We start from the raw sequence: 14,386 nt of genomic DNA, 5'->3' as shown, positions 1-14,386 counted from the left end.
TATGGAAAATACAGTAACCCCAGAAGAAAACTTACATTTCGAATCTAGACTAGATTTGAGTTTGTTACAAGAAAAGATAAAAGGAATCAAAAGTGAGATACAGAAAGTAATCGTTGGTCAAGATAAAACGATAGATCAAATCATTGTATCTCTATTGGCTAATGGACATATTCTATTAGAAGGTGTGCCTGGAGTAGCCAAAACACTTTCTGCTAAATTATTAGCTCAGACTATCGATATGGGCTTTAGCCGTATTCAGTTCACGCCTGATTTAATGCCTTCTGATATATTAGGTACCTCAATTTTCAATATGCAAAAAAGCGAATTTGAGTTTAAAAAAGGTCCAATATTCTCTAATCTTATCTTAATCGATGAGATAAACCGTGCTCCTGCCAAAACTCAGGCTGCGCTATTTGAAGTAATGGAAGAACGCCAAATCACAATAGATGGACATTCTTATAAAATGAGTGAACCATTTATAGTAATAGCTACTCAAAACCCTATTGAACAAGAAGGTACTTATAGATTACCTGAAGCGCAATTAGACCGTTTCTTATTTAAGATTAATATAGACTATCCTTCATTAGAAGAAGAAATCGCTATCGTTCAAAGAGAACATGAATTATTAGATAAAAAGAAAACTACGATGATCAATAAAGTAGCTACTCCTAATGAGATCATTTCTTTCCAGAAGCTAATCAAAGAAATTATCGTTGAAGAGAAGATCATCGAATACATTGCTAAGATTGTTGCTGATACTCGTATTAATCCATTGTTATATCTAGGAGCTTCTCCTCGTGCCTCTATTGCTATTCTAAATGCTGCAAAAGGATTCGCTGCTATTAATAACAGAGACTTTGTGACGCCTGAGGATATTAAAGAAGCTGCTATACCAGTACTAAAACACCGTATCATAGTATCTCCTGAAAGAGAGATGGAGGGTGTGACAGCGAATGATATTATTAATCAAATCATCGAATCAATAGATATTCCTAGGTAATAAAAACAATACTTATGTTTAAATTATTCAAGCAACTTTATTTACAAAAACGAGTGTATATGGTCTTAGGGGCTATTATAGCTCTATTTGTACTTGCCTTTATATTTCCAATACTGTATAAAGTTGTTTGGGGGTTATTTGTATTATTTTTTGCTATCATATTGGTAGATATCACCCTGTTATTCAATAAGAAGAATAAAGTAAATGCTGTGCGTATCTTACCAGAAAAGCTATCTAATGGTGATGATAATACCATCTATATCTCCATAGAGAATAAATATAATATCACAGTACAATGCGATATTATAGATGAAATCCCTTTTCAATTTCAGAAAAGAGATTTTGAAATCACTAAAACCTTGGCTCCTAAGGAACAAAAAACACTTAGCTATACCTTAAGACCTACGACTAGAGGAGAGTATGTCTTCGGGAAGTTAAATGTATATATATCTAGTCCTCTTAAATTAGTATCTAGAAGATTTGTTTTTTGTGATGACGTTACCTTAGCTACCTACCCTTCTTTCATTCAAATGAAGAAATATGATTTGATTGCTTTTTCTAAAAACAAGTATGCTTTTGGGATGAAGAAAATCAGAAAGATTGGTACTACTACTGAGTTTGAACAAATAAAGGAATATGTATTAGGAGATGATATACGCAATATTAACTGGAAAGCGACTGCTAAATCTAGTCAATTAATGGTCAACCAGTTTCAGGATGAGAATACAGAGTCTGTTTATAATATCATCGATAGAGGGCGTGTGATGCAGATGCCTTTTAATGGTTTATCTTTACTAGATTATGCGATTAACTCTACCCTAGCCTTATCTAATGTTATTCTTAAGAAAAATGACAAAGTAGGATTAATGACTTTCTCAGAGAATATCACAAACCAACTTCCTGCTGAAAGTAAAATAAGTCAATTGCAAAAAGTCATGGAACAATTATACAGAGTCAATACTAACTTTGTAGAAAGTGACTTCGGAAAACTATATGCGCATATTAGACATAAGATTACACATCGTAGCTTGATTATTCTTTACACTAATTTTGAATCCTTATCTAGCTTAAAAAGACAATTGCCTTACCTAAGAGCTATTGCAAAAAATCACGTTCTATTAGTCGTTTTCTTTGAGAATACAGAGTTAACTAAACTCACTGAAAAAAAGGCTAAAAACACAGATGATATTTTTGACAAAGTAATTGCAGAAAAATTTAACTTTGAAAAGCGTTTAATAGTAAATGAATTAACCAAATATGGTATTCAATCTATACTAACTGCTCCTGAAGAATTATCCATAAACACGATTAATAAATACCTACAAATCAAAGCTAAGGGTACCTTATAATATGATGATTAAAAAAATAGAAAGCTCACAAAACACCTTGATTAAAAGCATTGTTCAACTTCAAGAAAAATCTAGAAATAGGAAACAATCGGGTACATTTGTTATTGAAGGGATTCGAGAAATAGAATTAGCAACTAAAGGAGGATATTCATTAAAGACTCTTTTATTCTATCCTGACCTTGTGTCTGAGGCTTCTCTGCGACCTTTTATTTCAAGAGAAACAGAGCTAATAGAAATATCTAAAGATGTATATCAGAAACTAGCTTATAGAGATACAACTGAAGGGGTAATAGCTATCGCACATACAAAATCATTAGACCTAAAGGATCTAAAGCTTTCTGAGAACCCTATAATCTTAGTAGCTGAGGCTACAGAGAAACCTGGAAACATAGGTGCTATACTTAGAACTGCTGATGCGGCTAATATAGATGCTGTCATCATCGCCAATCCTAAAAGTGATATCTATAATCCTAATGTAGTTCGCTCTAGTGTAGGATGTGTTTTTACAAATCAGATAGCCATGGCTTCTACTACGGATGCTATTGCCTTTCTAAAAAAACACAATATCAATATCTACTGTGCTACATTACAAGATTCGACTTCTTATCATACAAGAGATTATAAAGAAGCTACTGCCTTCGTAGTAGGTACAGAAGCTACTGGACTTACTCAAGAATGGAGAGATGCTAGTACGAAGAATATTATCATACCAATGAGTGGTGTGATAGACTCCATGAATGTATCTGTAGCAGCTTCTATCTTACTGTTCGAAGCAAAACGCCAACGAGATTTTAAATAACAAGATATACAGCACCTTATCCAAGGTGCTTTTTTTATACTTCCAATTAGCTATAAATAGCCATAAATATTTGTGACTTTTATTCTATTTTTGAATGCAAAAATAAAGTAACATGGGACATAGACATATCGTAACTAATATAGACTTAACATCACAGGGAGAAGTAGAATATCATTTCGTAGGAGAGTGGAAATATGAGATACCTTTATTCTTCTTTCCCCTATTCTGCATTCCTGTACAGTCTAAAGAGTTAAAAGATTACAGTCTTAAACCTTCTTATCTTCTATACTTCAGAATGAAAGAAGCCATGCCTTTATTTGAACAGTTTCATCAGTGGATACAATCAAATATAGATATACTCGTTCCTAAAGAACATCAACCTAGTTATTTTGAGTCTTATCAAAAGCAACTATATTACTTCAATAATTTAGAGGGAGATAGCTTTGTACTTGATGGTTCTGATGTCTATAATATGAGTGAAGGTAGTCATAAAGCTCTAGCTAAAGAATATTTAGCTACTATAGAGCGATTAGCTGCTGAGTTTAAAGAGCTATTAGACAGTAATGCTAGCGTAGAGCAATTCAACAACTCTGATATTGCAAGTTACTTCTTTCCTTTTAGTACATTCCAAGAGTATCTTAATAATGATAATGCTAACTATGGATGGGATTGGTTAGAAGTTGCTTTTCAACCAAACTATGACTTTTTACACTTTGAAGAGAACGAGCGTTGGGGAATAAAAAAACTTGATGGAGAGATTATTCTACCTGCTATTTATGATGGAATTGGGGAGTTTGAAGAAAGTGGATTAGCTTATATTATTTTAAATGATAAATGTGGATTAATAGATAAAACAGGAAAGATTGTCTTAGAGCCTGTTTGGGACTATGTGAGTGATACGGGTATCACTTATGTACAGAGTAATACTGATGATCCTGAAAACTATGACACCATAATAACTTGTTCTTTAAAGAAAGAAGAGAAATATGCACTATATAATCTTACATCTCAATCTTATATCACAGACTTTATCTACGATGAAATAGAGCTACTAAAAGACGATTATTACAATGTTCTACAAGGTGATTTATACGCTGTATTTAATTATAAGGGAAAAGAGTGTATACCGTTTACCTCTACTGCTCCATTCGAATACTATTATCAATATTTCTGTGGAAAACAGAAGAATAAAAACATCATGTATTCTAACGAGTATAGTTTTATAGGTAACTTTGATTTTAGTGATATCACAGATATTGGTACAGGTAATTGCTTATTAGTTCCTTCAACAAATGGCACAAAACTCAAGAAAATTATTAATGCACAGGGAGAACTTGTCTTAGATAATGTAAAAACAGCAGAAGGGTTATCGGAGAAATGTATTAAAGTAATCACTGATGCTGGAATGTCTATCTATGATATTGAGTTACAACAAAACTTATTCGCACCTATAAAAGGTCGTATAGAAAAGTATATCTTAATGGATATCAATCTTAGAATAGGTGAAGTATATGTAAGTTCTGGCAAGAAAAAAGGTATTTATGATTGTAACAGACGGGTATGGACTACTCCATTACAAGTTTGTACAGACTTAAAAAATGTGGCAGATGATTTGTATGCATTAAAAAACAATCAATGGTCATTAATAAGAACAGAAGAAGAAATACCATTAGTAGAAGGATGTAGTTATATAACAATACACCCTCTAAACAAAAGTACCTACCCTGTTATTATTTACAAAAACAATGGTGTATATACTTGGCATGACAATAGTTTGCAACTATTATCTAATACCCAATTAATAGCATTAGCTACTCGAATGCATTACAATCAGGAAGGTGAAGTAGGTTTGTTTAAACCTTCTTTTACAGTACAGTCAAAACAATTTACACTAAGGGATTATAAAAATTTAGAACCTTTTTATATTACTAAGATTAAAGATTATTACTTAGAAAATGACTTTACAGAGTTGTATGAACAATTACTGAGCTTTGCAGAAGAATTAAACAATGATGATCTCTTGCAAGACTTAGGGTACAAATATTTAACTGAAGAAGAACATCTTGATTATCCTAAAGCATTAAAGTTATTTTTAAAGGCTTCTGAGTTGGGTAATCATTATTCTGCTACAAACATTGGTTATATGTATTTTGAAGCCTTAGGAGTAGCCTATGACAGTGAACAAGCCATAAAATATTATAAACTAGGAGCTGAAAGAGGAAATAGTCAAGCTAAACTTAACTTAGCTTATATTTACTATGAAGGCGCTGAGGGAGTTGAAAGAGATTTTAAAGAAGCACTAAAGTACTTTCTTCCTTTAGACAAAACATGGGGCTTCTATGTGACTAATTATATTGCTGATTGTTATTACCTTCTTGGTGAGTATAAAAAAGCGTTGAAGTATATTAAAAAAGACCTGAAAGAAGAAGATCATTTAGGGTCTTTCTTAATGGGTAAATTCTATAACCTTGGTTATGAAGTCAAACAAGATACAGCTAAAGCTATTGAATACTTTGAACAAGCAGTAGCTAAAGGTTATGTATATGCTACTACTGATTTGTTGTATATTTATGCCTATGATGAGAAGTTTAAAAACAGTGAAAAGTTGGCTTATTACTTAGGTATAGCTAAAGAACACGATTTAGATATTCCTTTAGATTTTAAAGGTAAAAACACATTGAAAAACTTCTTAAGTAAATGGTTTAAATAATATGATACAAATACGACCTGCTAAATTAGAAGATATACCTCAATTACAATTGCTTTATCAAAAGCAGTTTATAGTGATGCAAGAATATCAACCTGATTACTTTAAAGCTGACCTACCTGCTATTGAATTCTTAGAAGAAACCATACAATCTGATGAATGGGATTTCTTAATTGCTGTAGATAATGAACAACTAATTGGTATGGTTGCCTTGTTTATAGAGCATACTTTACCTTATGAATGCTTTGTGCAACATAGATACCTCAACTTTGCTGATATCTATGTAGAGCCTGAGTATCGTAGCTCAGGAATTGGGAAGCAATTAATTGATGCCGTTAAACAATGGGCAAAAGAGAAGAAAGTAGACTATATAGAGCTTCTTGTAGTAGAACAAAATAAACGTGCTTATGAACTATATCTCAAAGAACATTTCGAGCCTGTTCATACTGTAATGAGATACAAAATATAGTGCATTCGCATTATGAGTGCAATTGTGTCCTCACTGAGGACACAATTGCAAACACCTAACATACAACTACATACACACACCTCCCGAAGATTATTAGTTCTCCTAATTCATTTATTTCATTCACTTTTCAAACATTACAATTATTTAATATTACTGTCATATCTAAAAAAACTAACTTGTGCTTATACAACCAATTAAGTATAAGAATGGAACATCATTTCACAGATATTATTCAGATTATAAAGCAATCTCAAAACAATGCTGTTAAAGCTGTTAATGTAGAATTAATTAACCTTTATTGGAACATTGGATATTATATCAGCCACAAACTCAATACTTCTGATTGGGGAGATAAGACTGTAAATGATTTAGCTGAATACATTCAAGAACACAATCCAGAACTTAAAGGATTCAATAAAAGGAGCTTATATAGAATGATTCAGTTCTATGAAACTTACTGTGATTCTGTAATTGTGTCCTCAGTGAGGACACAATTACAACACACTGATTTACAACCTGTTCTTCCCTACTCACCTAAAATAGCCTCTGCTCATTTATTCCCTCAAAACATCAAAAAAACTATGCTCGTCCAACTGAGCTGGACACACCACAGAACTATTTTTTCTAGATGTAAGTCAAAAGACGAGAGAGAGTTTTATATTCAATTGTGTGTAAAAGAAAAATACAGTGTTAGAGATTTAGAACGTCAAATAAATAGTTCTATATATGAAAGAACAATGTTAAACTCTAAATCATACTCTCCTTCTATCAACAATTTATCTCAAGATATAAATGCTGTTTTTAAAGACAGTTACATATTCGACTTCTTACAATTACCTGATTCACATAATGAAAGTGATCTTCAAAAGGGGCTAATCACTCAAATGAAAAAGCTAATCTTAGAGTTAGGAAAAGACTTCCTATTTATTGAACAAGAATATAAAGTACAGGTAGGTAATAGTGACTTTTACATTGACCTTCTGTTTTATCATAGAGCTCTACAATGCTTAATTGCATTTGAACTTAAAGCAGATAAATTTAAACCTGAACATATTGGACAACTCGAATTCTACTTAGAAGCCTTAGATAGAGATGTCAAACGAGATAATGAAAACCCCAGTATAGGAATATTACTATGCAAAGATAAAGATGTAGAAGTTGTAGAATATTCTATGAGTAGAAGCCTTTCTCCTACTATGGTTGCTGAGTATAAAATGCAATTACCTGACAAAAACACTTTACAAAACAAACTTAAAGAATTATTCTGTGAGCACTCATAATATATTATCTATTTTAAAAACAAGCAGCTTACTCTTTTAGAGCTTTGACAATGCCAAAACTCAAAAACAAAGCTATTAGTAATAATACACAAATTAAAGCCAGCACTACTGCAAACGCTAAAGTATAATCTATAGTTTGAGCAATGCCAAAAAACACACTTCCAATAGCAGCTACTCCAAATGCTGAACCTATCTGCAAACCACAATTGACAACTCCTGAAGCTAATCCTGCGAACTGAACAGGTATATTACTTAAGCTTAATCGAACTACAGATGCTAATGTCAATCCCATTCCACATCCAATTACAAATAAATCAACCTTAAACAAAAAGGGCTCAAAACTATACAAAGTATATAGTAATAATAAGAAACCTATTCCATACACAACTAATCCTAAAGAAAGAATAGTCTGCTTAAAATACTTACTTATTAAAGAAGAGCTCAACGACATTATAATAAAACCTATGCCGAAAGGAATAATAGCCTTACCTGCCTCCATACTTGTCCAGTGTAATTCTTCTTGTAAATAAATACCTAATACTAAATAAAACACTCCACTTGCATAATAAAGAAAACTTGTAATCACACCTAATTTCAGATTCTTAAACTTAAAGATAGTAAAGTCAACTAATATACTCTTCCCTTCATGTTTACGCTTATTCTGAACCTTGACAAACAAGTACAAAAACACTACTGAAGCAATTAAGAATGCTATAGTCTGTATATCTATTCCCCTCTCCACTATAGTAGTCAAAGGATAGATAAAACTCATTAATCCTAAACTTAACAAAGCAGTTCCTCTATAATCCACTTTTTCTATAGACTTATGATCTTGTTTTGGTAATGCGATAACTGCCATTACCAACGCAAATAACCCAACAGGCAAATTAACTAAGAATATCACACGCCACCCTAAGTCAAATATATTCCACTCTATCAATACTGCTCCAAGATATTGTCCTAACGCTGCGGCTATCCCAAAAGTAAAACTATACAAAGCCATTACTAAACGCTTTTCTCTTTCATCAAAAAGCGTATGCAGAATAGCCAAAACCTGTGGTATCATAACTGCTCCTGATACCCCTTGCATCACTCGCCCAGCTATCATAACAGTGGGTGTCTGCGATATTCCACATAAAACTGAGGAGCTAATAAACCCCACTAAACCAATTATAAATATCTTTCTCCTTCCATAGATATCTCCAAATCTCCCTCCTGATATCTGAAACACAGCATAAGCACAAGTATAAAAAGATACTATCATCTGCAGTTCACTACTACTTGATCGAAGAGAGTGTTGTATAGAAGGTAATGCTAAATTGACAATATAAAAATCTAAAGGTGAAAGTATAGTGGCTACTAATAATATAAATAGTATAAACCATTTGTCTTTAAAAATCATAAAATACATTTTAAAAACTTAGTCAAAGCTTTATCTCAACTAAGCTATTATTACCTTACAAAATTCCTAAAGAATTATACTTACTAGACAACGCTATAAGGTCATAAAACAACGTGAGAAGAAGTATCATAACTAACTACAAATCATTTCACTAACAACTTATTTAAAACCAATATAAAAACTTATTTTTGCAGATGATAAGAAACATAAGCTATGTTACAAGGAAATAATCAAGGGAACTTAATCGTAGATAGTCATCATATAGTAGGAGCTACACATACTATGGATATTACAGTAATCCATACTGCTATAGCGAGTATTAAACACGGGGTATATACTGCCGAAGAAGACTTCTATCACACTGTACTCCCTACTAAAGAATCTATTCTTACATGTAGCTGTATACAAGGAAGTAGCTTAACCTTAAACCATGACAACCTCAACATTCATGAGCAAGGGGCTCTATTGTTTAAAGAAAAAGCTGTTCCTTATGAACACATTATGAAAACAGCAAAAGACAAAAGAGGAGAATTCTTAGAAATAGCCGTAAACAAAACCTTTGTCACCAACTTATTTGAAGAAGAAAAAGAATACTTAGAAGAGCTATTAGGTAGCCAATCTTCTAAACTCATCTTTGACTTAAATCTTAATACATTACAAGTATTACAACAGCTTATCTCTAATCCATATCAAGGAAAACTTGCAGAACACTATATCAATAATAAAGTAGAGGAAGCTCATTTATTACAATACCACAATTGGAGTTATAATAGACCCCATAAAGAATTAAGCCTTCACCGAAAAGATGAACAGGCACTACACGAAATCAAATCGTATATCACAGATAATTATAACAAAGACTTCACGATACAAGAGTTAGCGTTGAGAGTAGGTATTAACCAAACCAAACTAAAGAAAGGCTTTAAAACACTCTTCGGAACGACTACGTTTAAGTATATCCATGACCTGCGCATGCAGAAAGCTTTAGAAATGATAAAAAGTAGAGAGTATAATATCTACGAGATAGCAGAGTATGTAGGTTATAAACACAGTCACCACTTCTCCACAGCATTTAAGAAATACTATGGTCAGCTACCTACTAAGATAAAAACATAACCTATGCTACCAACTCCTTTCATATAAAAATATCATATGTCCTAGTCAGTCTAATGATAAACCTATATTTTAGTCACTTAATACTACAACCCATGATAAGAAAAGCACACTTAGACGACATCCCTGCGATACATAAACTATACAGTACCCTCTTTGACGGAATGGCAGTACTAGAGCCTGCCTATATGAAGGTAGCTCAGCAAGACACTGCTTTTATAGAAAGTGTTATCAAAGGAGAAAATGATTTTATTATTTTTGTAGCAGAAGACGATAAAGAAGTTCAAGGCTTTGCTATAGCACAGTTACAGAGCGCACCACCCTATAACTGCTTTGTGCAGCAACGTTTAGTTTACCTATTGGATTTAGTCGTTAACCCAGATAGTCGCGGAAAAGGCTATGGAAAGAAGCTAATCCAAACTGTCAAAGAATGGGGAGTTCAAAATAAGGTAGACTACTTCGAACTAAGTGTTCTCTCTCAAAATAATAAAGCAATAGACTTATACCTAAGAGAAGGGTTCGAGACCTTTAATATCTCTATGCGTATGCGCCTTGATGACAAAGTACAAAACAAATGAATCAAACTGACTATGCAATAGGTATCACCGTACCAATAGAAGCAGATTATGTATTATCACCTACTGTACTGTATGATGACGAACTTACAGGTATCTACTTTAACACAGAAGATGAGCAGTACGGACGTATCACATTTAGTAATCTAGATGCGATACGAGTATGTCGTGGAGAATATCTTCCCTATCCAGATGACTGGACAGAAGATAAGGAAGTGCCTTGGGTCTATGTAGTACAGCATTCAAAATGGCAGATGGAACGATATAGGTATGAAAAAAGTCATTATGGAAGAGCTTATGAATTCGGTGGGGATGTAGAAGATATGCGTACAGACTTTAAGCATTATATCTTTAAGTTTCATGACCAATTTGTTGAAGTTATCGCAAGAGGTTTTTGGTGGGAAAAGGACACTAAATCTTTAATGAACCAACCTCTACAAGTAGGTCATCCTTTCTTAAACTTACCAACTGAAGAAGCAACTTTACATCAAGCCCATGGGTTAACTACTCAGATTACTAAAAATACACTGCCTATTGAGGTGCTAATAGAACAAGCTAAGTATTGCTCTCAAAAGTTATATCAATTTTCATTAGTATTAGAAGGGAGTACTAGTGTGGACAACACCGTATCTATAGTGAATAAAGAAGGAAAAATACAGAGTGAACTAAGAGGATACTTTGGCGGAAAGACTAAGGCTTTTGATGGCATCCCTACTTTAGAAGAAGTCCTTCCGTATATAGAACAGTACATGTCAGAAGTAGCAGAAAGAAGAAGAGCAATGGGAAAATAGATTCTATTTTCATTTAATTGCTCTATAGAACTTCTAATCGTTATTTAGCCACTTTCAGATTAATGACTCATAAAATATTTCAGATTAACTAATTATCCTAAACTACTCTAGTTTTCTAGCTGAATGGTATTAGATTGATTTGGTATAAGTCCGTACTGTGTCCGTTATGAGTCCGTAGTGAGTCCGTTATTTTGGCTAAAATAACGGAGTGATTACAGATTCATGTCTTAATTACTACTTACTCATTCCAAATGAGATTAAACCTATACATTAAGGACAACAAAAGAGATTTACTAGATTATTCTTAAGAATTACACAATATCATATATAATATATCTCTTTCATAAACATACAGTTTATCATTTCACCTTTATCAGTCAGTATTTTACTATCATTTACTCTATTATTTAGCCCTCTTAATCTTATATAAATCCAAATATACTATCTAATCAATTGACAACAAACAAGGTGTAACAAATAAAACTAAATAATAAATCTCTATTTTTTTAACAAATCATAGTCCTCCTATAACTGTTTTTTCACTATATTTAATGAACACTATTTTAGATATAAAAGTTGCGAATTATATATGACAGAGGAAGAAATTGAATTAGAAAACAAAGCAATTGCTAAAGAATACAAAGAGCTTTTAAAAATAAGTTATCAGACCTTATCTGAGGATGATAAAAAACTAATCCGTAAAGCATTTGATGTAGCGGTTGAAGCTCATAAAGACCAAAGAAGAAAATCTGGAGAAGCTTATATTTTCCACCCAATTGCTGTGGCCAAAATTGTCGCTTCAGAAATCGGTTTAGGTCCTACTTCTATTGCAGCTGCTTTAATGCATGATGTAGTAGAAGACACAGATATTACGGTAGAGCAAATAGAAGAATGGTTTAATCCTAAAATTGCCAAAATTGTTGAAGGATTGACAAAGATGGCGCTGTTAGAACCAGATCCTCATATCTCAATGCAAGCGGAAAACTACCGCAAAATGCTATTGACACTAAATGATGATGTCCGTGTAATCTTAATTAAGATAGCTGACCGACTTCACAATATGCAGACTATGGAAAGCATGGTAGATTATAAACAGGCCAAAATAGCGTCTGAAACTTTATATATCTATGCCCCTTTAGCACATAGACTAGGATTATTTAACATCAAGACTAAACTAGAAGACTTAGGTCTAAAATATACAGAACCTCGCATCTATCAAGACATCGTCAATAGAATGCAAGAAAGTAAAGAGGAACAAGATCAGTACATACAGACTGTAAGTGAGATATTAAAAAAATCATTAGACGAAGAGCAAGTAGAATATTCTATGAAAGGTAGACCAAAATCTATCTACTCTATCCGTCGTAAAATGAAGGCTCAGAACGTAACCTTTGATGAGGTTTACGATAAATTTGCGTTGCGTATTATCTATAAGTCTACTCCACATGATGAGAAATTTATCGCATGGAAGATTTATTCTATTGTGACAGACCACTTCCGCCCTAGCCCAAACAGACTTAGAGATTGGATATCAGCTCCTAAATCTACTGGATATGAAGCATTACACATCACAGTGATGGGACCTAAAGGAAGGTGGATAGAGATACAGATACGAAGTGAGCGCATGGATGAGATAGCTGAGAAAGGGTATGCTGCTCACTATAAGTATAAACAAGGTATCACAGAAGAAAACAGCTTAGACAGATGGCTTAATCAACTGAAAGAAGCATTAGAAAATGCGGAAACAGATGCTGTAGATTTCGTAGAAGACTTTAAGCTAAGTTTATACGCTAAAGAGATTTACATCTTTACTCCAAAAGGAGAAATTAAATCTCTACCTAAAGGAGCTACAGCCCTTGACTTTGCTTTTGCGATACACTCAGAGGTAGGCTTGCGTACTAGAGGTACTCGTGTCAATGGCAGACTAGTACCGCTGAATCATGTACTTGCCAGTGGTGACCAAGTAGAAGTAATCACATCAGAAAACAAAAAACCTAGCGTAAGTTGGCTAGATTATGTGACTACGACTCGTGCTAAAAACAAGATTAAGAGTTCTTTAAATGAAGATACGAAGCGCATAGCTGAAGATGGTAAAGAACAACTACAGCGCAAGCTAAAACACCTAAAGGTAAATCTAGACGAAAAAACGGTCAATGAAATGGTAGCTTATTTCAAGCTAAAAACAAGTCAAGATTTATTCTATAGAATTGGAGCTGGTGTCATTGATAACGTTCAGTTAAAAGAATACGCTGCCAATAGAAACAACTCTTTATTTAGCTTCTTTAAAAAGACAATAAAAAGAGCGCCTTCTATCCCAGTTATCACAGATACAGCTGCTAATAAAACAGGTGATTTACTTGTATTCGGTAAAGACAATGAGAAGTTAGATTACAAGCTAGCTACTTGTTGTAACCCTATACCAGGTGATGATGCATTCGGATTCGTAACGATAAATGAAGGAATAAAAGTACATAAGACTGACTGTCCTAACGCGATCAGTATGCGATCTAATTATGCTTATAGAATCATCCAGGCACATTGGGTAGATTCTAAGGAAGCGATGAACTTCGAAGCGACTATCAATATTACAGGTCTTGATTCTGCTGGTCTAACTACTGAGATTACGAAGATTATCATAGAAAGTAAAGTCATCAATATTCGCAGTATCTCATTAAGTGAAAATGCTGGTATATTTAAAGGATCTATCACAGTGATCGTTCCAAACAATGATGTACTGAAAAAAATGATGGGTAATCTTAAGAAAATCGAGGGAATAGAAAAAGTAACACGTGTAAATCCATCATAAAATAATTATAATTTATTCGCATATAGACTAACCTTATTTGATTTATTATAATTCAAACGAAAATAGCTCTATATTTGCAACTAAGATATTTTTGA

11 protein-coding genes are annotated in these 14,386 nt (G+C 33.1%); 10 read left to right on the top strand and 1 reads right to left on the bottom strand.

The window, feature by feature from the left end:
- Position 1 precedes the first annotated feature (1 nt).
- From MYRA21_RS11740 to MYRA21_RS11715, 6 genes are all read left to right on the top strand, one after another.
- On the top strand, positions 2 to 1,000 hold the full coding sequence (locus MYRA21_RS11740; protein ID WP_039329117.1) for a MoxR family ATPase: 999 nt from the start codon (positions 2 to 4) through the stop codon (positions 998 to 1,000).
- A gap of 14 nt (positions 1,001 to 1,014) precedes the next feature.
- Entirely contained in the window at positions 1,015 to 2,349 is a 1,335-nt protein-coding gene (locus tag MYRA21_RS11735; RefSeq protein WP_006263185.1) for a DUF58 domain-containing protein, read from the top strand.
- 4 nt (positions 2,350 to 2,353) lie between these two features.
- Positions 2,354 to 3,148, top strand: coding sequence for an RNA methyltransferase (locus tag MYRA21_RS11730; RefSeq protein WP_039330424.1), 795 nt, complete (start codon positions 2,354 to 2,356; stop codon positions 3,146 to 3,148).
- Between the two features lie 112 nt (positions 3,149 to 3,260).
- Positions 3,261 to 5,858, top strand: a complete 2,598-nt coding sequence (locus MYRA21_RS11725; RefSeq protein ID WP_039329114.1) for an SEL1-like repeat protein — start codon at positions 3,261 to 3,263, stop codon at positions 5,856 to 5,858.
- A 1-nt stretch (position 5,859) separates the two neighbouring features.
- Positions 5,860 to 6,324 carry a GNAT family N-acetyltransferase gene (locus MYRA21_RS11720; RefSeq protein WP_039329112.1) on the top strand — a complete coding sequence of 155 codons (465 nt, stop codon included), beginning with the start codon at positions 5,860 to 5,862 and terminating at the stop codon, positions 6,322 to 6,324.
- A gap of 206 nt (positions 6,325 to 6,530) precedes the next feature.
- Positions 6,531 to 7,604, top strand: a complete 1,074-nt coding sequence (locus MYRA21_RS11715; RefSeq protein ID WP_039329110.1) for a YhcG family protein — start codon at positions 6,531 to 6,533, stop codon at positions 7,602 to 7,604.
- 28 nt (positions 7,605 to 7,632) lie between these two features.
- Here the strand turns inward: MYRA21_RS11715 and MYRA21_RS11710 are convergent, their stop codons facing one another.
- The gene (locus tag MYRA21_RS11710; protein WP_039329108.1) at positions 7,633 to 9,006 is read right to left on the bottom strand and encodes an MFS transporter; all 1,374 of its coding nucleotides are present in this window, start codon (positions 9,004 to 9,006) and stop codon (positions 7,633 to 7,635) included.
- A 213-nt stretch (positions 9,007 to 9,219) separates the two neighbouring features.
- Here MYRA21_RS11710 and MYRA21_RS11705 point away from each other — a divergent pair, with 213 nt between their 5' ends.
- The 4 genes from MYRA21_RS11705 to MYRA21_RS11690 all read left to right on the top strand — a co-directional run bounded on the left by MYRA21_RS11705 (position 9,220) and on the right by MYRA21_RS11690 (position 14,291).
- A complete protein-coding gene (locus MYRA21_RS11705; RefSeq protein WP_039329106.1) occupies positions 9,220 to 10,122 on the top strand; it encodes a helix-turn-helix transcriptional regulator in 903 nt (300 codons plus the stop codon).
- Positions 10,123 to 10,214: 92 nt separating this feature from the next.
- Positions 10,215 to 10,697: a GNAT family N-acetyltransferase gene (locus tag MYRA21_RS11700; RefSeq protein ID WP_039329104.1), complete on the top strand. Its 483-nt coding sequence runs from the start codon at positions 10,215 to 10,217 to the stop codon at positions 10,695 to 10,697.
- Positions 10,694 to 11,485 (top strand): hypothetical protein, encoded by a 792-nt coding sequence (locus MYRA21_RS11695; RefSeq protein WP_039329103.1) that lies wholly within the window; start codon positions 10,694 to 10,696, stop codon positions 11,483 to 11,485. The genes MYRA21_RS11700 and MYRA21_RS11695 overlap by 4 nt, the downstream gene beginning before the upstream one ends.
- Before the next feature lie 589 nt (positions 11,486 to 12,074).
- Positions 12,075 to 14,291 carry a bifunctional (p)ppGpp synthetase/guanosine-3',5'-bis(diphosphate) 3'-pyrophosphohydrolase gene (locus MYRA21_RS11690; RefSeq protein ID WP_006264999.1) on the top strand — a complete coding sequence of 739 codons (2,217 nt, stop codon included), beginning with the start codon at positions 12,075 to 12,077 and terminating at the stop codon, positions 14,289 to 14,291.
- Positions 14,292 to 14,386 lie beyond the last annotated feature (95 nt).

The organism is Myroides sp. A21 (assembly GCF_000807225.1).
Taxonomy (GTDB): domain Bacteria; phylum Bacteroidota; class Bacteroidia; order Flavobacteriales; family Flavobacteriaceae; genus Flavobacterium; species Flavobacterium odoratimimum.
Note: the sequence above shows the minus strand (reverse complement) of the source record. Positions and strands in the feature narration are given on the sequence as shown.